This is a genomic window from Pseudanabaena sp. Chao 1811, from assembly GCF_027942295.1.
Classification (GTDB): Bacteria; Cyanobacteriota; Cyanobacteriia; order Pseudanabaenales; family Pseudanabaenaceae; genus Pseudanabaena.
This window is the reverse complement of the sequence record NZ_CP101416.1, coordinates 3,038,087-3,063,264: the sequence shown is the minus strand read 5'-3', so window position 1 is coordinate 3,063,264 and position 25,178 is coordinate 3,038,087. Positions and strand designations below refer to the sequence as shown.

The window sequence follows — 25,178 nt, the reverse complement described above, 5'->3', positions numbered from 1 at the left end:
GTTCGCTTTCTATCAGTAACTTATCAATCATGATTCACCTGCTGCCTCTTGTTGGCGATAAAGCGTGTAATATCTCTCCCGTTTTGCCATCAAATCAGGATGGGTTCCCTGTTCCGCAACTCGTCCCGCATCCATTACCAAAATTAGGTCAGCGCTATGGATTGTTGCAAGGCGATGGGTGATAAAAAAGACGGTACGCCCGCGAAATTCTTCGGCAAGGTTGAGACAGACTTGACGCTCGGTATTGTAGTCCAAAGCGCTAGTTGCCTCATCTAAGATTAGTAATTGCGGCTTTTGCAATACTGTACGAGCGATCGCAATCCTTTGTCTTTGCCCCCCTGAGAGGGCTGCCCCACGCTCACCCACCCGTGATTCATAACCTTGAGGTAGCTGCATAATGAATTCATGGGCGCAAGCCACCCTTGCTGCTTCCGTAATTTCTTCGGGCGTGGCATCAGGATTAGTCAGCGCAATATTTTCTTGAACCGTACCATCAAAGAGCAAAGTGTCCTGTAGAACTACGCCAATCTGACGACGCAGGGAATAAAGTTCCACTTTACTAACATCATAATCATCAACGAGAATACGTCCTGATTCTGGCTCGTATAGCCGCGATAGGAGCTTCGTGAGGGTACTCTTACCCGCACCACTAGCCCCCACAACCCCAACAAACTTACCCGCAGGAACTTCTAAGCTGACGTTATTTAGTTGGAGATTGCCATTTGGAACAAAGCGAAAATGGACATTCTCATATCTGACTGCGCCCATAATCGCGGGCATCGGGATATTACGACGACCTGCTTCTTCCTGCTCTTGAGGGTGATTGATAATGTCACTCAGGCGTTCAAGGGAGAGCGCAGTCTCTTGGAAGTTCTGCCAAAGCTGAATCAATCGCAATAGTGGTGTTGTTGTATAGCCTGCAATAATCCGAAAAGCGATTAACTCGCCAAGACTTAATTTATTAGCAAGTACTAGGTAGGCTCCGACCCAGAGCAGCAGTAAGTTGGACAATTGATTGAGAAATTGACTGGTTGATCCCGCAGTGGTGGAAGTCACAACGTTCTTAAAACCTGCGGAAACATAACGAGCATAGCGACGTTGCCATTCCCACCGTGCCTTTAACTCAATGCTTTGAGCCTTAACTGTTTGAATCCCTGAAACGACTTCCACAAGATAGGATTGTGTAGTGGCATTGCGTTCTGCTTTAGTTCGCAATTGTCCCCGAATAATTGGCGACACAATAAACGTGAGCAAGGCGAATAATGGAACTGTTCCTAGCGCTACTAGGGTCAACAACCAGCTATAGCAAATCATGACAACGATATAAATCACGGAAAAAACTGCATCCAAAACGACAGTCAGGGCAGTTCCTGTAAGAAATTGGCGAATATTCTCTAGCTCACCAATGCGGCTAGATAGTTCCCCAACCGATCGCTTTTCAAAATAGCGCAGAGGTAATCGCACTAGGTGATCGATAGTTTCGGAACCAAGGGTTAAATCGATACGGTTGGTGGTATTGACAAAGAGATAGGTTCGTAAGGCACTAATGACTGCTTCAAATATAGAAATCGTCACAAGGAGAATACCCAGAGTATTCAGCGTTGCAGGGGCATTTTGGATAATTACCTTATCAATAATTACCTGTGTGATCAAAGGGTTTGCCAGCCCTAATAGTTGCACAAAGAAGGAGGCAACTAATACGGTGATAAGAGTATTCTGATAGCGCTTGAGGGATGGTAAAAACCACGATAAACCAAACTTTTGTTGGGGTGTATCCTTGGTTGGTTGCACTAATAAAATTTGTCCTGAATCGCCCCAAAGATCGGCAAATTGAGCCGTTTTTTTAGTAACGATCCCTTGTTCAGGAATACCTAAAACCAGTTCACGATCGCTAGCCTTGTAAAGTACCGCAAAGGTATCTTGCCAAGGTAATAAAGCAGGTGTTGGCACTTGGGAGATCGAGCTAGCGGGGATCGATAGGAGCTGTCCATTTAAGCCCATCAGTTCCGCGATCGCCCCACATAGCTGTAATGATAATTTAGGTGATCGGGCAAATTGACTATCAATGGCACGCTTGACTACATGGCGATAAAAAGGAATTTGCCAATACCTCGCCAACATTTGGAAGCAAGCAAGGGAAGCATCAACGGGACCTCGACCATAAAAATATGGATAATCAGTACCTTTAGGCTCAGCCCTCTCTCCAACCGTCGGTAATTCAGGAGCATAGGGAATATCTAGAGCGGTTAGTACTGGCATTTCCTCCACTACTTCTACTTTGATCGCAAAATTATCTCGCAAACCGATTAAACGAACATTCCCATCCTGTGGAACTTCAAGGAAGTCATTATCATTTACCGACTCAATGCGACTACCCACAGGTATACCTAAATGACCACTACCACTAACTAGCCATACACACTCGCGATCAAGTTTAGACAATGGCATTTTACCTGCTGCCAAGGTCATCACCGATGCCTCTGGTAATGCTTCACGCGCTAGCTGTGCTAAATTGGCAGGAATCTGCGCCCGCCGAGACATTTCTGCGGCAAGGAGGTCAAATACTTCGATCAAGCCCACTTTATTGGTAAAAGCAGCTTTAAAAGCAGGATCGCGATCGCAAAATTGCCAAAAGTCTGATGCTTCTAATGCTAAACAAGTACTTTCTACAGAAGCAATTACCGTTTCACAAGGTACATTACGAATTAAACTTACCCAACCCATGACCGCATTCGGCTTGAGAATCTCTAAAGTATTCGGCGATGTTGTTTTAGGAACTTGTCCCAGTAACCTTGCTTGTCCCTCCATCAAAAATAAGATCTGCGCTGGCATTGTTTCTCGGCGCAAAATCACTTGTCCCATGCGATAGCGTAAAGGCTGAACTCGTTCACTTAATTCTTTTAAAGTCAGGCGATCGACCGTTTGTAGCTCTGGTACAAGGGCGAGAAAGTCTTGAATAGGAGGTGTTATAGATGTCATACAAACGTTTGTGAAACGATTTTGATGTAATGCTCTAGCTTTTTAGGAAAAGGTAAATTTTTTACGACCTAATCCTGCCATATTTTGACGTAAAGTGTTGTTAAATAACTAGAACCTTCAACTATTGTTAATTTATACCCTCACAAATGTTGCCATTTGTTGCGCCACATTTTCTTCTAACCATTTACTAAAGCCTTCATCTATTAACCGTCGTTGCATTGCTTCATCAAGAATTGCTGGCAACAACTTCTCAAGTCTCACCACCACAATCCAATCACCAATCATAGTCGGAGGTTGTACTTGTCCAATATCACTAGCAATCAACATCGTTGCTAAATTAGGGTGAATTGAACCAATTTCTACAGGTCCAATCAATCCTCCCGTTTGTGATTCTGGACCTTGTGAGTATTCCCTTGCTAGTTCATCAAAGGATTGCTCTCCTTCTTTAATCCGAAAGTATAGTTCCTGAGCAATACAAAAATCTTTAGTACAAATTAGCGAGTAAATAACGCGATCTAGTTGTTTTTTGCGTTCTAAAAAAATAGAATTAACTTTACCTCCCCATGTTTCCTGTTTAAACTTAGCTAACTTCAACGATTTTTCGGCTCGCTTTTCTAAATCGATAAGGGTCATCCCTTGCTGTTTTAGCCATACCCTCAGCTTTTCATCTGCATCAATTCCTAATTGTTGAAAAGCCTGTTGATGGGCAGTTTTCTGCTCTTCGGGAGTAAGTGATATGTCAGATGTCACGCGATCGAGGGTCATTTCCCTAACCAATTGCGGCATCATGCCATAAGTAACCAATTTCTCAACCAATATTTCTGCCCGAAATTTACCACCATTAATTTCTACTGCTTGCATATTTATCTGAAGTCTTAGTACTTTCCCTCATAATATTATCAGCTTTTATTGATTGAGACTTCTATTTAAAATGAAAAGCGATCACTCCTAATTTTAAATCAAATAGCGATCACCACATTACCCCTTCAAAAAGCGATCTCCCCCAACGAAACGAACGCCTCTTCACACCGTAAATCAACGATCCGATCTCACCTATCAAACAACGATCGCCCCTCACTCTACAAACCAATGATTTTTCGATTCGTTTCACGAAACTAGAGATTGCTGTTAGACATCTCTAAAATACTCTATATACAAGGGTTTTTAAAACAAGTATATTTGCAATAAGTTTTACTTAATGACAATGTGCAACGGTAGAATAAGGCTTGTAACGTTAGGAATATTGATGGTTGCACTGAAATAAAAAAGATGCCGTGAAAAGTAAGCCCTTCATTCCATCAAAAACAAATAATCTCCTCTCATATCACACAAATCATCTCTCAAGTTTTTAAACTCGAAGGGCAAATACCATCTAAATCTCAAATCAAACAATTATCCTGTTATCGTATTTAATCTAATAGTACGTGTTAGCGGAGTATATAGCGTTTTCCAGTCTAGGGAAGTACGGGTTTGTTTCTCGAATGCTGCGGGGAAACAAACCTCTGTACCTCGCTTATTTGAAAAGTGGTGTAATGCACAAATAATTAGTATGAAAAAGATTTGCGTGCATTACATTACCTTAATGAAACCTACCGAACTAATCTATTAACCAATATTTACAAAGCCAGGATCAGTCCATCCAGTTGCTACCCAATCTGGATCTCCAATTCCATTTCGGTTATCTCTTGTACGAATTCTAGCCTCCCAGCCAGATCTTTGTCCCCATGGTTTATTGGCAGTGCTTGTCATGTCTTCAAGACCAAAGTATTGATTGATTGAACTAGTTGAACCGTTTCTATCTCTAAGCATATTTGTCCACAGTACTTTAGCTGCGCCATGACCTTCAGAAACATTTGCAAAAGGCAGGTCTAGTACAAAAGACTCGTCAGCAGTCACGGCTTGATTGCCACCATCAGTTGTATTATTGTGCCAAAAAGCCCATGACCATGTAGAGTACCGACTGAAATTAACCTGATTTAAGTCATAACCACCAGCAGTAGTAGTAGCAGGGTTTAATGCTACAAGCCGATTAATTCCGTTGAGTCGCTCAGCCACTTCATAAGCTACATAAGCACCTAAGCTATGTCCAACAATGTTAATATTAGATGCTGAAATTCCCCAAGCTTGGATCATATTCTTGATAGATTCCCCTACGGTATCGATCCATCCTGCGGCAGCATTTAGAGATGTTCCACCTGTTCTTGCTGCACTCCAATCAACAGTTAGAACTTGCTCGTTACCACCTCCACGAATTCCATCATATTCTTCAATAGCAGATGCTAAGTCATTGAAGTTTCCTGCTTCACCATTCCATCCATGAATAACTAACCATGTTGGTTTATTTTCAATGAATCCTGGACTGTTAATACGCTGAAAAGTAAGATGTCTTTCTACTCCACCATTAGTCCATCCTAAGCTCGTCTGAACGCGATCAGGAATCTCACCTCTCAGGCTGAGATTGTAATTAGTATTCAATCCACTGAAAGCAGAAACTCGCGCGTAGTAAGTTCCTGCTCCTAAATTATTAATATTAGCTGTTTCTGAACTTGTCCCACCTAAGCGAGAATAACCGACAACTGTGCCAGAACTATTAAGTACTTCAACATCAGCATCAGCAGTCAAGCCTGTTAGACTTAAGCGCAAATTGCGAGTGCTATTAAGGTCGAAACGATAGTAGTCATTAGTATCAGCACTACCTACCCAATCACTAAAATTAGAGTTGGTTGTGCCTAAAGTACCAATATTACGAGCCGCACCTATGGAATTTCCAGCATAGTCAGGAGGTGCAGGAATCTCTCCTCTTAAACCCAATGTGTAATTGGTATCGCCACTGAAACGATAAACCCTTGCATAATAGGTTCCTGCTGCCAAGTTATCCAGATTAATCGCTTCTGAGTTTGTTCCGCTAGCCCCAGAACTACCAATTACAGCACCAGCACTATTCAATATCTGAACATCAGCATCAGCAGTTAAGCCTGTTAAACTCAAACGCAAGTTGCGAGTGCCATTAAGGTCGAAACGATAGTAGTCATTAGTATCAACACTACCTACCCAATCACCATAATTAGCGTTGCTTGTGCCTAAAGTACCAATGTAACGAGCAGAACTTGTACTGTTCCCAGCATAGTCAGGAGGTGCAGGAATCTCTCCTCTTAAACCCAATGTGTAATTGGTATCGCCACTAAAACGATAAACCCTTGCATAATAGGTTCCTGCTGCCAAGTTATCCAGATTAATCGCTTCTGAGTTTGTTCCGCTAGCCCCAGAACTACCAATTACAGCACCAGCACTATTCAATATCTGAACATCAGCATCAGCAGTTAAGCCTGTTAAACTCAAACGCAAGTTGCGAGTGCCATTAAGGTCGAAACGATAGTAGTCATTAGTATCAACACTACCTACCCAATCACCATAATTAGCGTTGCTTGTGCCTAAAGTACCAATGTAACGAGCAGAACTTGTACTGTTCCCAGCATAGTCAGGAGGTGCAGGAATCTCTCCTCTTAAACCCAATGTGTAATTGGTATCGCCACTAAAACGATAAACCCTTGCATAATAGGTTCCTGCTGCCAAGTTATCCAGATTAATCGCTTCTGAGTTTGTTCCGCTAGCCCCAGAACTACCAATTACAGCACCAGCACTATTCAATATCTGAACATCAGCATCAGCAGTTAAGCCTGTTAAACTCAAACGCAAGTTGCGAGTGCCATTAAGGTCGAAACGATAGTAGTCATTAGTATCAACACTACCTACCCAATCACCATAATTAGCGTTGCTTGTGCCTAAAGTACCAATGTAACGAGCAGAACTTGTACTGTTCCCAGCATAGTCAGGAGGTGCAGGAATCTCTCCTCTTAAACCCAATGTGTAATTGGTATCGCCACTGAAACGATAAACCCTTGCATAATAGGTTCCTGCTGCCAAGTTATCCAGATTAATCGCTTCTGAGTTTGTTCCGCTAGCCCCAGAACTACCAATTACAGCACCAGCACTATTCAATATCTGAACATCAGCATCAGCAGTTAAGCCTGTTAAACTCAAACGCAAGTTGCGAGTGCCATTAAGGTCGAAACGATAGTAGTCATTAGTATCAACACTACCTACCCAATCACCATAATTAGCGTTGCTTGTGCCTAAAGTACCAATGTAACGAGCAGAACTTGTACTGTTCCCAGCATAGTCAGGAGGTGTGACTGTCGAATCTATACTCAAGTTATAATTGCTACTGCCACTGAATTGACGAACTTGAATATAGTAAGTGCCAGCACTCAATTGATATGAAATATTCTCATTAGATGTACCAGATCTAATAGAAGAAGTAATAATAGAACCATTAGCATTTAAGAGATACAGATCAACATCAGAACTTAAATTAGATAAATTCAAGTTAAGTTGAGTGGTATTACTAATTTGAAAACGATAATAGTCGTTGGGAACATAATTAGCTACCCAGCCACTTTTATAATAACAAGCTGTATTAAGACTACCTAAATTTTCAGCAGTTGCCAACGTATCATTCATCTCAACAGAGATAGATTGACCATTCAGCACAATAATCCCACTGTCATTTTCCGCTCTAATACGCGCTAATTCAGTGCTGTTAAGATTAGCCCCAAACACCAAATTTCGAGCCAGTTCTCCCTCATCTCCTTTGGTGTCAGTTCCTACACGATCATCTAGCCAATGAAAAGTTTCTTCAATTAAAACGCCTGCTGCTCCGAATAAGGAATTAGTTGATGCAGCATTTGCTTGAAATAGCGAGTCAGATAGATAAACTGTTTGAGTATCATGAGCATATAGTCCAAAAGCGCCATTAGTGTTGGCTGCTGAAAGAATTTGGATGGCAGGTAATTGGCTAAAATCGCCTACAGACCACTGCGATCGCACTGCTTGCAGTTCAGCCGTATTTGCTTTATCTCCAAAAACCTGCGCGAACAGGTCGGAGTTACTTGCCGCTTGCTGAAGCCTTTCCCTAACTAAACCTAAGACATCTGGAAGCTGATTTGTTCCAAAAATTGAAGCATCACCCCCACTGCTCAAACCAAAGGTTGAGCCTGTATTCTGACTGCCAGACATAGTGTTTATTCCCTATTAGTTTAAATGGTGTAACCCCGACCTGTTAGGCTAGCAACATACAGACTAGAACGTCCCCCCAGTGCACAACAGTTATAAGTTTGAGTTTGTTGTTGCTGACCGTTATTTTCTGTTTTGTGTTGTAGCCGAACTTTTTATTAAGTTACCACAAAATATTTAGAAGTAAACCCTAAAAAGTTATCCAAAAGTTATATGAATTTCTGTGTTTTTTTCAACTCAAGCACCTGATTTAGGTGCTTGATTAATTATTCCTGAATATTCTCAAGTTCTGGCAGCTTAGGGAATAAATGGAATAAATTGACGGAGGAATTTACGCAACTTTAGTAAATCAATTACTTCTCGGACTTTAGGTGAAACTAGGTCTTCGGGAGGGATATTGTCGAGCGATCGCATTTTTTCCATGAGTTCGGTATACTCGGCAGCGGATAGTTGTTTTCCATCAATCGGCGATCGCGCATCGGTATAAATTTCTGCACGCAGAACTTCTTCGGGAGCATCTTCTTGTAGAGATGGAGACTTGTTTTCCGCAAATATTTGATTGGGAACTGATAGAGTGGCGATCTGGAAACCGATAAAAGTGGCGATCGCTAAGTTTCTCTTTCTCATAGGAAATAATATAGGCAATAGTTTATTCCGTGAACTATTAATATCTTTAACGTCCCAATCGATTTGGTACATCTTCGCAGCCTCCAGGGATAGTTTTACGAGATTTTTTACCACACCAAGCACATAGATAGCAGCGAGTTTCTTCCGATAGGTCGATCGCTTTACTAAAGTCGGCATCTTCCACAACTGCGCCTGTATATTCTCCTGTCTCGAAATTTGGTGCATGGAGGCGATCGCGGGGAGTCGCAGTTTCTAACTTGCCGTAAAACATCTTGACGCGACTGAGATCTGTACCACGCAGATTTGCCTTAGCCAAGATTGCACCGCCAAAGTTCGCACCTGTAAGATCACAATTATTGAAATTCGCTTTGAGTAAGTTAGCTCCGCTTAAATCGGCATTTCGCAAATCAGTATTACCAATATCACGACCTGCCAACATAGTTCCTAAATTCACTACCCGCACACCATTGGCAAGATCAACGACATAGCCGCCAGTCCCATCAAGGATCGGACGACCCAGCAATCCATCACGCTTGAGGGGAGTTAGTAAATTGGCACTGGATAGAAAGCGGACAATTTTGGCACGTCCATCGGCATCGCAGCCCCCCAGTAATGCTGCGGTTCTCGCTTGAGCGATCGCTCTTTCCAAGGGCCAGTCTTCCAATTGACCTTGGGGATCGAGAACTAGATCAGAAATCCCTTGAAAATAGGCATCAATGGTTTGCTGTTGGGTAATGACATTTTGCTGCCCTGTTAAACTTTCTGAAATTTGATTTTGTCGCCATGCCACCCAAACCGCTAAAACTGCAATTAAAATTTGTCCTACCGCCCCTAAAGCTTCCCATTTAAGGCTGTCAAACCATCGGATAAAAGCCGCATCAAATTGGGTGACATGGGCAGAAACTAGCACGGCAATCCCCGCGATAACACTAGATAAGGTAATATCCCAATGCTTTCCTAATGGCGAATTGATGATTGTCGTCAGTAATGGTGGTAAGAGAATTGGTAAGACGATCACAGAGATCACGCCAAGACTGACATACACCAATTCATCATGTTCTAAATACATTGCGGCGATCGCCACAATTGTCGCGATGGTGGCAATGATTAAGCAAAATGCTTTAAGTCGAGAATTCGGTAGAGCCAATCTATTTAACTAGTTAATCTGCTAAATTTGATGAGAATTTCGATGAAGGCTGCATTTGCCCCCATAGATTTTATAATATAGTAGACTTTAAATAAATTTTTTGAAAAGCCTACAAAGCAGTCTTTTCAAAAAAATGGTAGTACTAGAAAGTAAAAGATTTATTTTGTTAAGGATGGGCGGCGCTTCGCGCCGTCCATCCTTACCTATTTAGGACTACCCCAAAAATTTACTGTGTGGATTAGAGCCATTGCAAAGGATCAAGTCGATAGTGTCTCTTTAGAAGTTCGTAAAGAGGCTGATGCTTTTGATTTAACTGTTTAGACTTTTCAAAAAAGGTTTCCGTTGCTACGGCAAAAAACTCCGCAGGATTTGTTGCTCCATAGCTATCCATTACTGTCTTTTGATTACGTTCTACTTGATCGCATAATTGCAAATACTCGGCTGTCATTACCTTTGCCCATACAGCATAATCCAATTTCCTTGATAGAATTGGTACACCTTCTGCTTGTCCATCTTCTTGATCGAGTTGATGTGCGAATTCATGGAGGATCACGTTATGTCCATCTTGCCAATTAAGTAAGTCCTGACTGACCTGTTCCCAAGAGAGAATTAATTGATCCTTAGTCCATGATTCACCTAACCTTGCAACTCTTCTTTCTTCAACCACGTAAAGATCGGTGATTACTGTTTCGTTAACAATATAGGCATGGGGATAAATCAGAATGGAACGCAAATTTGGGAAGTAAGTTTTGCGATCGCTAAATAGTAATAAACAGGCGATCGCGGCGATCGTGACCTTCATCTCTTCGGTGACTTGTAAACCCAAACAGCCAATAAATTGCTTTTCCTTGAGAAATATTTGAATATAGCCTTGTAATTGTTGTTGCTGCTCAACGGAGAGATAGTGATAAATAGCAACATTGCTCTCGACAATATCTAACCAATGCTTAGGAAATGGTTTTGCGATGAGGCGATCGCGGCGTAACTTAACCCAAAAAGGATAAGTTAGAATGCCAACAGCGATCGCACTGACGACAATAGAGAAAATAGTTGCGAGAACTCTGGCAGAAAGCACAGTAGGTAAACTGAATAAACGTTTTCATGCCTAAATCTTTTGTAGCTTTATTTAACGTCAGTTCGACGAAGGCGGAAAATGGTAAAAATCGCTTAGCGATTTTTACCATTTTCCGCCATTTGCGAGGCGCTTCGCGCCTCGCAAATGGCAGTATTGTGAACTCACGTTTATTTAAGAGAAACCCAAAAGGTTGCTCTTAAACTACTTAGAGATGTAAATGTTGAATGACGGTATTTACATCCTTATCCCCACGCCCAGAGCAGTTAATGATGATTCGCTGATCGGGAGTTAACTGTGGACAGAGGGTTTCGAGATAGGCGATCGCATGGGATGTTTCCAACGCAGGAATAATTCCTTCTAAACGAGATAGGCGTTGAAACGCATCTAGAGCTTCTTGATCGGTGACGCTATAGTACTCCGCACGACCAAGATCCTTGAGATAACTATGCTCAGGACCTACACCGGGGTAATCCAAACCTGCGCTAATAGAATGGGCTTCTTGTACCTGTCCTTGCTCATCTTGCAATAGATAGCTCATTGCGCCATGTAGCACACCCACACGTCCAAGGGTCAAGGTTGCGGCGTGAAATTCGGTATTTGTACCTTTGCCTGCCGCTTCTACACCGATCAAGCGAACGGAAGGCTCATCAACGAATTCATGGAATAGCCCCATCGCATTGGAACCACCACCAACACAGGCAAGCAGAATATCTGGTAAGCCACCCCATTTCTCTTGGCTCTGACGGCGGCTTTCTTTGCCAATTACAGCATGGAAATCACGCACAATCATCGGATAGGGATGAGGACCTGCAACGGAACCGAGAATGTAATGGGTATCGACTACATTTGTTACCCAGTCACGAATTGCCTCAGAGGTGGCATCTTTGAGTGTGCCAGTTCCCGCTTCGACAGGACGCACTTCTGCGCCCATAAGCTTCATGCGGAAGACGTTGAGGGCTTGGCGCTCCATGTCCTGTACACCCATATAAATCACACAGTCCAATCCAAAGCGAGCGCAAACTGTAGCAGTAGCGACTCCATGCTGTCCTGCGCCTGTCTCAGCAATTACGCGCTTTTTCCCCATACGGATGGCGAGGAGGACTTGGGCAAGGGCATTGTTGATTTTATGTGCGCCTGTGTGGTTGAGGTCTTCGCGCTTGAGATAAATTTGGGCCGTGCCATAGTGCTGTGTCAATCGCTCCGCAAAGTATAGAGGGCTAGGTCTGCCCACATAGTCCCGCAAATAGCCGTCTAGCTCGTTGTTAAAATCTGGATCATTTTTATAATGATAAAAAGCGGTTTCTAGCTCAGTAAGAGCGCTCATTAGGGTTTCGGGGACATATTTGCCACCAAAAATGCCAAACCGTCCTAATGCGTCAGGACGATTGGTGAGAGTGGGGTTTGTTTTGGGAGCGATCGGCGTTGTGGTCATTGCGGTGAGTCTTGACTGGTGAGTTAGCTACTATTAAATCTTGGTTGGTGTGCTTATGGCACTGTAGCTAGAATAACAAATTTGCTTGGTTTTATCTTGTCCCTGTCCGGACTCTCTGGCAAATTGTGAGTTTATCTTGCTCAGCTATAGCGCGCGCTGCGCGTGCGCTATAGCTTTTGATTCTATTGCCTAGCTACTTAGAAAGCCAACGTTCAACTTCTAAAGCCGCCATACATCCTGTCCCAGCAGCAGTAATTGCTTGGCGATATTCATGGTCTTGGACATCCCCACAGGCATAAACACCTTCAATATTTGTGGCTGTTGATTTTCCTTTAGTAATGATGTAACCCGTCGGATCAAGTTCTATCTGTCCTGTAAATAATTCTGTATTCGGTGTATGCCCGATCGCATAAAAAAGTCCCCCCACAGCTAAATCACGTTCTTCATTAGTGATCGCATCACGAATCTTAACTCCCTGTACAATCTCTTCGCCATAGACATCAACAGGAAGAGAATGCCAATGCACAGTAATTTTAGGATGCTTGAAGATGCGCTCCTGCATAACTTTGCTAGCTCTCAAGCGATCGCTGCGTACTAATAAATGTACCTTTGAGCCATATTTAGTTAAGAAAATGGCTTCTTCAACTGCCGTATCACCGCCACCAACCACCGCTAATTCCACGCCCCGAAAGATAGGAGCTGCCCCATCACAGACTGCACAGGCGGAAATTCCTCGATTCCAATATTTTGTTTCGCTTGGCAAATGGAGTCTTTTCGCCGTCGCACCTGTGGCGATAATCACGCTATGGGCTTGCACTGAACGTGATGAGGATTTGATAGTAAAGGGGCGATCGCTAAAATCTACAGCAACCACATCTTCCATCACCAACTCTGCACCACAATTACTCGCTTGCTCCTTCATCTGCATCATCAATTGAGGTCCCATTATCCCAGTGGGAAATCCGGGAAAGTTTTCTACTTCGGTCGTGGTCATCAATTGCCCACCAGCAATCCCCCCTTTTTGAAATCCCTCAAATACTAGTGGATGGAGATTGGCACGTCCAGCATAGATGGCAGCAGTATAGCCTGCGGGACCTGAACCAATTATCACGACATCTCTAACATTGTCTTGAACAGAAGAAGGTGCGATCGTATCTGACATAATCTTTTCGTTCTAAAATGGCAAAACCTCTATTGCGGTGATGTGAATTCGTTATCACCACAACCGAGGTTCTAGAATTTCGAGTTTAGATCAAAGAAATAGATTTATAATGATTCTCGATAATAAATTTAAGAAAGCTTATTGTGAATTTATAGGGGAATCTATTTTACCCACCATCAAACAAAAGCTCCTCAACCTATACTGCAACTGATTTATTTGTTCATTTCATAAATAAGTAGCTAGGTATAAGCAAGCTTCAGTCCTAGCATCTTATATCGTTTGCGTAGTGGGCGATCCAAGCTCCGATTTTGGACTTTAACTATACAGAACTACTTGATCACATCAATCACAAATTAAGACAAATTAAGTATTTACTCATTTGTCATCTGCCATAAAAAAAATTACTAAGTATATGTTCCTAATCTGGAGACAATCTGTATAGCTGCTATACATGACAAAATATATCGTAGCTAGTCGATTTTTGTAGGACAATGCAATAATACTTGCAAAAATGAAGCTACATTACCTCTAAATCGATTTTAGGTCGATAAAATTATGGATATCAAGCTCATCAACATTGGCTTTGGCAATATTGTTTCCGCGAACCGAGTTGTGGCGATCGTTAGTCCTGAATCTGCCCCGATTAAGCGTATTATTAGCGACGCGCGTGAGCACGGTAAGTTGGTTGATGCAACCTATGGTAGGCGGACTAGAGCTGTAATTGTCACCGATTCTAGTCATGTCGTTTTATCCGCAATTCAACCTGAAACCGTTGCCAATCGCTTTGTAATTAGTAAAGAAGGCGCAACGGATTAAACGAAACTAAGGCTCCTTAATAGTTGAGGAGCCTTAATTTCGCTTAATCTCAAGTATTTACAGCAATTTATGCCCAAAATAAGCATATAGCGGGTTGCATTTTGCCTATGGCAAAATGCAACCTAAAAACTTTTAATTAGGATTGATTTTTAGTTTGCCAATGAGCATGTATACACTCATTGGCAAACCTCTATTAGGATATTCATGATTAAAGTGAGTCAAAGTAGCATTTTTAATGAATCACCCCGCCGCAAGCGGACGGGGTATCAAATTCTTTTTTACTAGAATATACTCACACCGCAGAGCGGTGGGGTATTTACCCTCTTAGTTCAAATAAATATCAATAAAATATCTTAGTTATGATGACAGCGCATAAGACTCTGTCATCTAGAATGATTTATAGCGTATACCAATCTAGATGAAGTAGAGGGTTGTGTCCCCGCCGAAGGCGGGGACACAACCCTCTGCACCTCGCTTGCTTGAAAAGCGCTATAAATAAACATTACAGGAATTTACGAAACGTTGAGCGAAGGTCAATTAGGCGAAGGCAAACTCATTGTTGTCACGGGTCCCAGTGGGGTCGGTAAAGGGACACTCTTACAAAAATTACTAGAACGCTATCCCGATCGCATTCTCTTTTCCATCTCTGCAACTACGCGATCGCCCCGTGCAGGGGAAGAACATGGCAGGGAATATTTTTTTTGGAGCCGTGATGAGTTTGAACAAAAGCGAGATGCTGGTGAATTTCTCGAATGGGCGGAATATGCGGGCAACCTCTACGGTACTCCCAAGCCAGCCATCGATCAGGCGATCGCTTTAGGGCAAATTGTTCTCTTAGAAATTGAACTCGCAGGGGCGCGACAGGTTGCCCAATCATTTCCTAGTGCCAAGCGAATTTTTATTGCGCCACCATCAATGGAAGTTCTCGAAAGTCGGTTGCGCCAACGTAGTACCGATAGTGATGAACAAGTTGTTAAACGCTTGCACCATGCCAAACTGGAAATAGCGGCTGCCAATGAATTTGACATCACCATTGTCAATGACGACTTAGAAATTGCGATGCATCAACTCGAAACAGCTATGTTTAATTAGGTGTATGGTGCGCTATACACCTATATATAAGCGACGACAGCTATACTAGCTTTGCTGAAACAAGCACAAATCTAATTTTGGTTTTCTTTATGACTATGTGGAGTTTAGTTGGCGCTTTACTATTGTCGGTTTCGACCCAAGCTCTCGATGGTCGTGCGGTCGCCACAGTACCCCGATCGCTAATGAGCTATGCCACCCGTCCTGTCTTAGCCTCAGAGGTAAGCGCTAATACTACGCCTGATCCTGTGGCTAAACAGGCGATCGCGAATATGCTCAATGAACTCAAACAATTAGGACTGCCCAATCCTGCCCAAGGTGCATGGATTCAATCCCATGATGGGGTAATCGCTTCAGGAAATTTATCAAATCGCCCTCTACCCTCAGCATCGCTAACAAAAATTGTCACAACCCTTGCCTCATTGCAAACTTGGGGATCGAACTATCGCTTTATTACCAATATCAGCATAACGGGAAATCTGGTTGGCGATACGCTCAAAGGTGACTTGATCATTGAAGGTGGTGGCGATCCATTTTTTGTGTGGGAAGAAGCGATCGCTTTGGCAAATAAGATCAACCAATTGGGAATCAAACGCATTCAAGGCAATCTGATCGTTACAGGTAGATTTGCCATGAATTTTGAAACTGACTTGGTAAAGGCGGCGAATTTTTTGCGCCTAGCCTTTGATAGCAGCCGATGGGAAGGAGAAGTTGCGGAGCAATATGCAACGATGCCTGTGGGAACGCCAAAACCACAATTGGTAATTCTTGGAAATATACGGACTGTCCCCAGCCTTGCCTCCAGCAATATCTCTAGCAAGTCATTAATTCGTCATGCGTCATTACCTCTTTGGCAAATCCTCAAACGCATGAATACCTTTAGCAATAACGAGATGGCGGAGATGCTTGCCTCTCAATTAGGTGGCGGTAGACAAGTAGCGGCGATCGCCGCAAATGCCACAGAGATACCCATCTCAGAAATTAACTTAGTTAATGGCTCAGGCTTGGGACAAGCGAATCAAATTTCTCCCCGCGCTGTAGTTGCAGTACTGATGGCAGTACATAATCGCGCCCAAGTCGAAGGCTTAACCCTTGCGGATCTGTTCCCCATTAGTGATTGTAACTGCGGCACGATCGAGGGACGTAAAATGCCAAAGGGAGCAATTGTTAAGACAGGGACATTATCTGATGTCAGTGCTTTAGCAGGTGTGGTGCAAACCCAGCAGCATGGCCCCATTTGGTTTGCACTTGTCAATCGTGGTGAGGGAAATATCGACGATTTCCACCGATCGCAAGACAATGTACTGCAAAATTTAGTGGCTAAGTGGGGCTTGCTCAAGTCTCCGAGTCCCAGCTTCGCTGAAACCCCTTGGCGAGATAGCGATCGCAATGAAGTTATCAAGTAATACCAAACTCCAAAAGTAAAGAAGCGGTGCATAAGCACCGCTTCTTTAACGTGAGTTCGATAACGCCATTTGTGCGGCGCTTCGCGCCGCACAAATGGCAGAAAATGGTAAAAATCGCTTAGCGATTTTTACCATTTTCCGCCTTTGTCGAACTGACGTTTCTTTACTTTTGGAGTTTTATAATTGTTATGAATCCCTGACCTACGGCAGATGAAATCTTTGGTAAGTAGCTTCAAGGCATGAGTTTTAAAAGAAAAAATCCTTGAAATATGTATTTAAGAAGAATTTATTGATTTGATAAACTGAGCTTAACCTGATAGTGTCGAGAAACACATAGGATCATTAATGTCTACCTCACGCCGATATGACATACACGTTTTCTAATTTCGATCTTAATTCCAAAACTTCTGTAATTGATTGGCGGCGATCGCTCGAAGAAATTTATCGCGGTCGAACCATGCACACTTACAAAAGTGGACAAATTATTCCTATGTATTCCCATGAAGTATGGGTAGTTTGTCGTGGAGTCGTACAACTAAATACTCTGCATCCTTCAGGTGATGAAGTGCTGGTTGGCTTTGCCGTGCAAGCTATGCCCTTTGGTTTACCCCTCACTAATCTAGAGCCATATCAGGCGATCGCCCTCTCCGATGTGGACTTGATGCGTTTTACCCTTACTGAGCTGGAGCAATCTCCACAACTTTATCAAGGAATTTTGCAACATCTAAATCGTCGTCTTCAGCAGACCGAAGCTTTGTTAGCGCTAGTCAGTAATAAACGGGTGGAGGAGCGGTTGCGGCAAATATTACTGTTGCTCAAACAAGAGGTTGGTATTCCTGTTGAAGGCGGTACTCGTCTCACTGTACGCCTCACTCACCAACATCTCGCCAGTGCTATTAGCAGTACTCGCGTCACCGTCACCAGAGCAATGAAGTTATTGCAAGATGAAGGTTGGCTCAAAGTTGATCGCGATCGGCATATTATCCTCGTATAAAAAAGGGGGCGCAATGCGCCCCCTTTTTTATACGCAAAGTGCTTTGCGATTTTATTTCTTGAGAATAGTAACTACAAGAGCAGTACCTTCAGTTACAGGTTTAACACCTTCAGGATAAGGAATTTCGCTAACGTGAATACCCTTACCAATTTCGAGAGAAGTAATATCTAGCTCGAAGCTTTCAGGAACGTTATTAGGAGCGCAAGATACACGTACATAGTTCTTGATGGTATCAACGGAACCACCACCAACTTTTACGCCGACAGGTACGCCAACAAAGTGGAGAGGAATATCTACTTCAATCTTCGATTGCGACTCGATCGCAAAGAAACTGAGGTGATAAATGGAGTTTTTGTAAGGATGGTTTTGGACTTCACGCAATAGTGTTTTGCCTTTAAAGTCGCCATCGGTTACATTTACTTCGATCAATGTGTTATTAATCGTTGCTTCACGTAACAAAGTAGTTGCTTCTTTAGCATCTAAAGTAATTGAGATCGAATCAGCACCTTTATGTCCATATACGGTCGCAGGGATTTGACCATTGCGACGGAGGGTACGATTGTTGGATAGGGTACGAGTAGAGGCGTTAATTTGTAATTGCATTTGGGTAATTTATGATTGCTTAGTTTTAATTTCTCAACAAACCACGCTTGGGTCCATGAATTGGATCTTCGACGATAATGGTTTGTCCTCGGCTTGCGCCTAGAGAGATAATGGCGATCGGAGTACCCGTTAAATCAGAAAGGAACTTGAGATATTCCTTAGCTTCTTGGGGTAACTCGTCAACGGTTTTACATTCGCTAGTCGATCGCTTCCAACCTGGTAAGGTTTCATAGATAGGAATCGCTCTAGCGAAGGCACGGGCATCGCTGGGGAAGTCACGAACCACCTTGCCATCGAGTTCGTAGGCGGTACAAACTTTGATTTCTTCGAGGTCATCGAGTACGTCAAGTTTGGTGACAGCAAGACAATCAAGACCATTAATGCGAACCGCATAACGACCGATTACGCCATCAAACCAACCACAACGGCGCTTACGCCCTGTAGTTGTACCAAATTCGGCTCCACGTTCGCCGATCTGATTGCCAATCTCGTCATGTAGCTCGGTGGGGAATGGTCCTTCACCTACGCGAGTTGTGTATGCCTTGGCAACACCAATGACGCGATCGATGCAGGTTGGTCCCACACCTGCGCCGATACAAGCGCCGCCTGCAACGGGATTTGATGAAGTGACATAGGGATATGTGCCATGATCGAGATCTAGCAATGTACCCTGTGCACCTTCAAACAAAATATTGCGACGCTCATTGATAGCAGCATCAATTTTTAATGAAGCATCAACTACATGGGGGCGTAAACGCTCAGCATAACCACGATATTCTTCAATGATCGCGTCAGCATCGAGCGGTTCTAAATTATAAAGCTTTTGTAAAACAATGTTTTTCTGCTCGATCGCCCAACGTAGCTTTTTAGCTAGGCGCTTTTCGTCCATTAAATCAATCATCCGAATGCCAACCCGCTCGGATTTGTCAGCGTAGGTTGGACCGATACCACGCCCTGTTGTCCCAATTTTGTGTTCAGCTCGCTGATCCTCTGAGGCGCGATCTAGCACACGATGGTATGGCATGGTGACATGGGCGGTTTCGGCAATAAATAGGTTGTCCGTCGATATACCCAAATCTTTGAGTCGATCCACTTCTTCAAGAAGCACCTTCGGATCGATCACTGTGCCACTGGCAATGATACATTCCGTTTTGGGATACAGGATTCCCGAAGGAATCAGGTGTAGCTTAAAGGTGCGATCGTTGACGACGACCGTATGTCCTGCATTATTCCCGCCTTGATAGCGAACAACGACATCTGCGGAGCGGCTCAGCAAATCGGTGATTTTGCCTTTACCTTCGTCACCCCACTGTGCCCCAATAACAATTACATTAGCCAAGAGTCTTGCTGCTCAATAAAATCTCACAATCATCAATCATCTCAAAAGATCACATCAATTGTCAATGATTTAGCAAGGTAAAGTTACGATTTGATCTCAACTTTGCTTTGCTTATAGCTGTCATCGCCTATGTTAAAGTGCCATCACTCTCTTCGTGCATAGGAATAAAACCCAAAATTGTTTCGGTGGGCAAAGCCCACCGAAACAATTTTGGGTTTTATTTTAGTAACTCGATCGCTGACTCAGCCGCCGCAAGTCCTGAATGATAGGCAGCTTCAATATTTTTGCCAGCACACCAGTCCCCTGCACAGACTAGCGACAAGGGAATTGATGTGGATAGACAAGAAACCCCCAAAGATTCTTCGGCGATCGCATAGCGCCAACGATGCACTTGCCACCATTCAGGACTAGCTAGCCATTTTGCTAATAATTTACCTGCTTGATTCAGCAAGGGTTTGCCCGCAATTTCTAGATCTGGCTCTTCCATCGATTGCTTAGCAAATTCGGCAGTACTTTGTAAAACAAAAACTGGCTGTACTGCTTTTTCGGCATGTTTGCTACTGTCGTAGCTAATCCAGTCCAGAATCGGATCATTAACACATCGAATTGCTTGCCACTCCATAGGTACAGAGTTACTAGCGTTATAGCCTGCCATAATCGTTACACTAGGGGCAAATTTGACCGACTGTAGGGCTTGCAAGAAGCTGGGGGCTGCGGCGAGGACTTCCTCAAATAGTGGCAAAAACTGTGGCGCAGGAATGGTAGAAACGATCGCTTTGGTTTCAAGGATATCTTGGCGATCGGTGACTAATTGCCATTGCGCCTCTTTGTGATTTACCCCAATAATGCGGGTGTTGTTAATAATCGCCAGTTCACTACCGAGATATTTGGCGATCGCCGTCATGCCCATAGGACAGCAATAGCGTGTATGCCGATTATCCGCATCGGGGGGGAATAAACCTGAAGCAGAAAGCTGATAGACATCGCGAGTCCACTCTTGGACGATGTGCTTTTCTGTCAGTTTGCGAATAAACCTACCAAAACTGTCGCTTTTTACAGAAATAAGTTGTGCGCCATGATCGACCCAAGTGCCTTGCAAGCGTCTAGTTGCCATCCTTCCACCCACACCTGCGGACTTCTCCACAATGGTGACATCTAGTCCCGCTTGCTTGAGTTTTTGAGCGCAGATTAAGCCTGCCATCCCTGCGCCGATCACGATTACATCTTTCATAAATTTTCAGTTCATGCCTCTTGAAGAGCTTAGCTCATCTTGAATTAATCGCGACAAAATCAAAACTAGTTTTTCAGAGCCTAAAACTCTAAAAAACTAGTGATACCTATAGTGTATCTTGCATTTTTTCGCCGTCATGATATGCAGCGAACAATACGGGACAGGTTTTGCCCCACGCGATCGCCCCAGTAGCATCAAGGCATATTGCACCAAAATCGCGATCGCGACTTTTTGCTTCATTAATAGATTTTTCGACCGCTTGCTGAAGGGTCATGCCATCGGTAACGCGCACCACCACTCTAGTCGCAAAGCCTTCATCGAGAATGTCTTCACCGACACCTGTACAACTTACGCCTGCAAACTTGGTGGCATAGTTCCCCGCAGGGGTTGCCGAGTCGCTAACTCTGCCAATGCGCTCAAAGCCCCGTCCGCCTGTGGATGTGCCAGCCGCAATGCTGCCATATTGATCGAGAACTACCGCACCGATCGTTCCCATCGCCACATCTGCCATTTTGCGATTGAAGTTTGTTTTGCGCTCCTCTAACCATTCCGCAAGGCGTTCATCGGTGAGGGGATTGTAAATCGGGATGCCTAATTCGCGAGTGAGTTCCGCCGAGCCGTAATCAGAGAGAACGCGATCGTCGCTAGTCTGCAAATGCTTAGCCAGATCAATCGGATTCTTAACTCTTGCCGTATTGATCACACCACTAAAACTTTGGCGATCGCCATCCATAATCGAAGCACTCATGCGGATTTGACCATCGGACTGTAATACTGAGCCAGTCCCCGCATTGAACCGAGGATCGTCTTCCAGCATTTGACAAGCCTTGACCACCGCATCGATCGCCTTCGCGCCATCAAGCAGCATCGGATAAACAGTTTCTAAAACAGCAAACAATGACTTACGAACTGGCTCGTAACCACCTTTGCTCTCAACAGTGCTACCAGCACCGCCATGAATGATAATTTTGGGTTGCATTTTTTGTTGGTAATTGGTAATTGGGGATGGGTAATTTGGGGATTAGCTTTTAGCGATTAGCTTTTAGCGATTAGCTTTTAGCTTTTTGAAATTGGAAGTTGGGTTTCATTCTTGAAGGTGACTTTTCATTCTCAATCACCAATCACCAAAAAGCCAACAGCTAACAGCTAATCGCTAACAGCTTAAAAACATTACAATTCTCCAAATCCCTTCTTCTTTTTCTTCTTCTTGCCATAAACAGGATTGCCCGCAGGAGATTGGTTGCCCATACCGCCCATTCCGGGAAATCCGCCGCCGCCCATATTTGGCATTCCGGGGAAATTCGGCATCTTGCCCTGTCCCATTTGCTGCATCAGCGATCGCATCTTCTGGAAATCCGCGACTAACTTCGTCACATCCTGAAGCTTGTAACCCGAACCATTAGCGATCCGTTGTTTGCGGCTAGGACTCTTGGCAATGAGGTCAGGATCTTTGCGTTCCTGTTTCGTCATTGACGCAATCATCGACTCACAACGCTTGAGTTGCTTTTCCGCTTCTTGAATTTGCGCGTCATTGATTTTCATCCCCGGGAGCATCTTCAACATTCCACCAAAAGAACCCATGTTTTTCATCATGCGGGTGTTCTTCAGGAAGTCGTCAAAGTCGAACTTGGCGCTGAGAATCTTTTCTTGGAGCTTTGCAGCATCGGTAATATCAATTTCTTCCTGCGCCTTCTCCACCAGCGTCAGCACATCACCCATGCCCAAAATCCGTGAAGCCATGCGCTCAGGATAGAAGGGTTGTAATGCCTCCACCTTTTCGCCCACACCGATAAACTTAATCGGCTGTCCCGAAATCTGCCGCACCGATAGCGCCGCCCCACCACGAGTATCGCCATCCATCTTGGTGAGGATTGCGCCCGTAATCCCAATCTCATCATGGAAAGTACGGGTGAGGGTTGCTGCTTCTTGACCAGTCATCGCATCGACAACCAGCAGCACTTCATCGGGCTTAATCGCATCCTTAACCCGACTTAACTCCTCCATCATGTCGCGATCGATCTGCAAGCGTCCCGCCGTATCGACGATCACAGTATTAACGCCTAATTCCTTTGCCTTTGCCAAACCTTGACGGGCAATCTCCACAGGGTCAGCATCAGCGCCCATTTCAAAGACTGGCACATTAATTTGCTTACCGAGGGTGAGTAACTGGTCGATCGCCGCAGGACGATATACGTCAGTCGCGACTAGTAACGCCGTACGCTCTAGTTTGCGTAAATGTAAAGCTAATTTAGCCGTAGCAGTGGTTTTACCTGTACCCTGCAAACCTGCCATCAAAATTACCGTCGGTGCATTGGCAGCCTCAGCAAGTGGCACATTTGCCTCGCCCATCGTCTTTACCAATTCGTCATAGACGATCTTGATAAACTGCTGATCGGGGCGTACACCTGCAATTACATCAGCCCCTTGAGCCTGTTTGGAGATTTCTTCGACAAATTCTTTGACAACCTGTAAGTTGACATCTGCCTCTAATAGCGCCCTGCGTACTTCACGAATCGCGCCCTGTATATTGGAGTCAGAGATTTTGTCCTGTCCGCGTAACTTTTTCCAAGCCGCCTCAAATTTATCGGCGATTTCATCAAACATATCTAGTTTTGCTTTTGCTTTTGGTTCTAACTACTAATTTACCGTTACCACTGTTACATTGATCCTGATCTGAGAAAATTATGGCTGCGATCACTTTTGGCAAACATAGCATTTTCATCAAATTTCTTCTGAAACTCTCCGCTTAACCAGCTTATTGTCAATATACTTCAATAAATTTGCGCCTAGTAGATAAGCGTAAAGACTAGAGGGGCTAAATTTAAACTCTACTCCTTTATATTTAATGTCTTTATCTGAAATAGTTTGACTAGTAATCAAAATTGGTTGAGATATATTGGGATGTTTATTCACAAATTCAACACAATTATCAAGTTCAGCAAGTATCCGATAGGGGCGATCGCTCCACTTAACTTCCACAATCCAAGAGGGTAATTGGCTAACATTATCCAAATGCACAATATCAATTTCTCCCGACTTCCATCGCGCATAATAAAGTTCCGTAACTTGACTATGTTGCCATTGACTAAAAATTGCCGTTTCAGTCATAGATCCCATAGCTTCAGAATTCGCATCAATTTGTCCAAATAATGCAGCCCTCATAGATGGATTGGTTAAATAGACCTTGAAACACATTGCTCGCTTAAATCTCTTCGCATTGTTATCTATCCTTTCAACTCGCCGAATTAGGAATGCAGCCTCCAAATATTCTAGATAACGCTTAACCGTATTCTTGGCAACCCCAGAGGATTTGGATAATCCATCTAAACTTACTTCATTCCCAGAGTTGTAAGCTAAGGTCGTAAATAGTCTATTTAATTCTTGAATGTCGTTAATACCGTAAAGGCTTGGGAGATCTCGGAGTAACACCTTATCAATAATGTCACTCTTAATATATTGGCTGGGGTTTTGTCTGATAGTTTCTGAAAAAACTGCCTCTGGATATCCACCAAAGTTCAAGTAGTTTATAAATTCCTCATTGAGAGCAGCAATATTTAGGGCAGAATAATTTATAGCTGAAGCTCCATAAATATGTGATTCTAGCTCTGCTACAAGTTCCGCTTCTCTGCCAATAAACATCAAGTACTCAGCAAAAGTTAGCGGTGGTAGAACATAATCACTAAAGCGCCCAGCACCAGACTCATTACTCTTTAGTCTTAATGCTGCTGCCGCAGAACCTGTAGCAATAAAGCGATAGTCTGCATAGGAGTCAACTAGAGATTTAAGATGTATTTCCCAATCACGCAAATACTGAATTTCATCAAAGAAAATAAATAGTTTGGTATTGCGTTTATGTTCAAAAAGTTTCTGAAAATAATTAAGTATCCTTTCTAGATGTAATCCTGTGTAGATTGGAGTTTCAAGGGGAATGTATAAAATATTGGTTGCTTCTACACCAGAATCTAGGAGTGCGCGAATGGTGTGATAAACCATAACAGTTTTCCCAACTCGCCTTGGTCCCATTAAAACGATCGCTCGGCGAACATTTGAATCCAAAATATTTTCATAAAAAGTCTCGAAGTACTTACGTCGAGGTGTATCTTCGTAAGTTATTTTTCCTTCTCTGCCCTGTTCCCACCAAGGATTATCAAACCGAAGTCGGGATAAAATGTCTGCTTCTGAAATTTCAAGCATAAATTTTAAAT

Annotated in this window: 18 protein-coding genes; 4 read left to right on the top strand and 14 right to left on the bottom strand. The window is 43.5% G+C overall.

Annotated elements, in window-relative coordinates:
* Positions 1–27: 27 nt before the first annotated feature.
* From NMG48_RS14100 to trxB, 8 genes are all read right to left on the bottom strand, one after another.
* The gene (locus tag NMG48_RS14100; RefSeq protein WP_271252150.1) at positions 28–2,979 is read right to left on the bottom strand and encodes a peptidase domain-containing ABC transporter; all 2,952 of its coding nucleotides are present in this window, start codon (positions 2,977–2,979) and stop codon (positions 28–30) included.
* Between the two features lie 132 nt (positions 2,980–3,111).
* On the bottom strand, positions 3,112–3,840 hold the full coding sequence (locus NMG48_RS14095) for a peptidylprolyl isomerase (RefSeq protein WP_271252149.1): 729 nt from the start codon (positions 3,838–3,840) through the stop codon (positions 3,112–3,114).
* A gap of 744 nt (positions 3,841–4,584) precedes the next feature.
* Complete coding sequence (locus NMG48_RS14090) at positions 4,585–8,055, bottom strand: pre-peptidase C-terminal domain-containing protein (RefSeq protein WP_271252148.1); 3,471 nt, start codon at positions 8,053–8,055, stop codon at positions 4,585–4,587.
* 294 nt (positions 8,056–8,349) lie between these two features.
* Entirely contained in the window at positions 8,350–8,679 is a 330-nt protein-coding gene (locus tag NMG48_RS14085; protein ID WP_271252147.1) for a hypothetical protein, read from the bottom strand.
* A 46-nt stretch (positions 8,680–8,725) separates the two neighbouring features.
* A complete protein-coding gene (locus NMG48_RS14080; RefSeq protein WP_441339175.1) occupies positions 8,726–9,826 on the bottom strand; it encodes a pentapeptide repeat-containing protein in 1,101 nt (366 codons plus the stop codon).
* Between the two features lie 238 nt (positions 9,827–10,064).
* Positions 10,065–10,901, bottom strand: a complete 837-nt coding sequence (locus NMG48_RS14075) for a zinc-dependent peptidase (RefSeq protein WP_271252146.1) — start codon at positions 10,899–10,901, stop codon at positions 10,065–10,067.
* A gap of 205 nt (positions 10,902–11,106) precedes the next feature.
* Positions 11,107–12,333, bottom strand: coding sequence for a tryptophan synthase subunit beta (gene trpB, locus NMG48_RS14070; protein WP_271252145.1), 1,227 nt, complete (start codon positions 12,331–12,333; stop codon positions 11,107–11,109).
* Between the two features lie 193 nt (positions 12,334–12,526).
* A complete protein-coding gene (trxB, locus tag NMG48_RS14065) occupies positions 12,527–13,495 on the bottom strand; it encodes a thioredoxin-disulfide reductase (protein ID WP_271252144.1) in 969 nt (322 codons plus the stop codon).
* Between the two features lie 555 nt (positions 13,496–14,050).
* Here trxB and remA point away from each other — a divergent pair.
* The 4 genes from remA (at position 14,051) to NMG48_RS14045 (ending at position 17,800) form a co-directional block, all read left to right on the top strand.
* The gene (remA, locus tag NMG48_RS14060) at positions 14,051–14,311 is read left to right on the top strand and encodes an extracellular matrix/biofilm regulator RemA (protein ID WP_009629073.1); all 261 of its coding nucleotides are present in this window, start codon (positions 14,051–14,053) and stop codon (positions 14,309–14,311) included.
* Positions 14,312–14,833: 522 nt separating this feature from the next.
* The gene (gmk, locus tag NMG48_RS14055) at positions 14,834–15,403 is read left to right on the top strand and encodes a guanylate kinase (RefSeq protein ID WP_271252143.1); all 570 of its coding nucleotides are present in this window, start codon (positions 14,834–14,836) and stop codon (positions 15,401–15,403) included.
* 95 nt (positions 15,404–15,498) lie between these two features.
* Positions 15,499–16,806, top strand: a complete 1,308-nt coding sequence (locus NMG48_RS14050) for a D-alanyl-D-alanine carboxypeptidase (protein WP_271252142.1) — start codon at positions 15,499–15,501, stop codon at positions 16,804–16,806.
* 364 nt (positions 16,807–17,170) lie between these two features.
* The gene (locus NMG48_RS14045) at positions 17,171–17,800 is read left to right on the top strand and encodes a Crp/Fnr family transcriptional regulator (protein WP_271252141.1); all 630 of its coding nucleotides are present in this window, start codon (positions 17,171–17,173) and stop codon (positions 17,798–17,800) included.
* 51 nt (positions 17,801–17,851) lie between these two features.
* Here NMG48_RS14045 and NMG48_RS14040 read toward each other — a convergent pair whose 3' ends face one another.
* The 6 genes from NMG48_RS14040 to NMG48_RS14015 all read right to left on the bottom strand — a co-directional run bounded on the left by NMG48_RS14040 (position 17,852) and on the right by NMG48_RS14015 (position 25,167).
* Complete coding sequence (locus NMG48_RS14040) at positions 17,852–18,403, bottom strand: 50S ribosomal protein L25/general stress protein Ctc (RefSeq protein ID WP_126385773.1); 552 nt, start codon at positions 18,401–18,403, stop codon at positions 17,852–17,854.
* 25 nt (positions 18,404–18,428) lie between these two features.
* Entirely contained in the window at positions 18,429–19,742 is a 1,314-nt protein-coding gene (locus tag NMG48_RS14035; RefSeq protein WP_271252140.1) for an adenylosuccinate synthase, read from the bottom strand.
* Between the two features lie 217 nt (positions 19,743–19,959).
* Positions 19,960–20,973 carry an NAD(P)/FAD-dependent oxidoreductase gene (locus NMG48_RS14030; RefSeq protein ID WP_271252139.1) on the bottom strand — a complete coding sequence of 338 codons (1,014 nt, stop codon included), beginning with the start codon at positions 20,971–20,973 and terminating at the stop codon, positions 19,960–19,962.
* Positions 20,974–21,079: 106 nt separating this feature from the next.
* The gene (locus NMG48_RS14025; protein WP_271252138.1) at positions 21,080–21,952 is read right to left on the bottom strand and encodes an isoaspartyl peptidase/L-asparaginase; all 873 of its coding nucleotides are present in this window, start codon (positions 21,950–21,952) and stop codon (positions 21,080–21,082) included.
* A 191-nt stretch (positions 21,953–22,143) separates the two neighbouring features.
* Positions 22,144–23,577: a signal recognition particle protein gene (gene ffh / locus NMG48_RS14020; protein ID WP_271252137.1), complete on the bottom strand. Its 1,434-nt coding sequence runs from the start codon at positions 23,575–23,577 to the stop codon at positions 22,144–22,146.
* Between the two features lie 117 nt (positions 23,578–23,694).
* Positions 23,695–25,167 (bottom strand): ATP-binding protein, encoded by a 1,473-nt coding sequence (locus tag NMG48_RS14015; RefSeq protein WP_271252136.1) that lies wholly within the window; start codon positions 25,165–25,167, stop codon positions 23,695–23,697.
* Positions 25,168–25,178 lie beyond the last annotated feature (11 nt).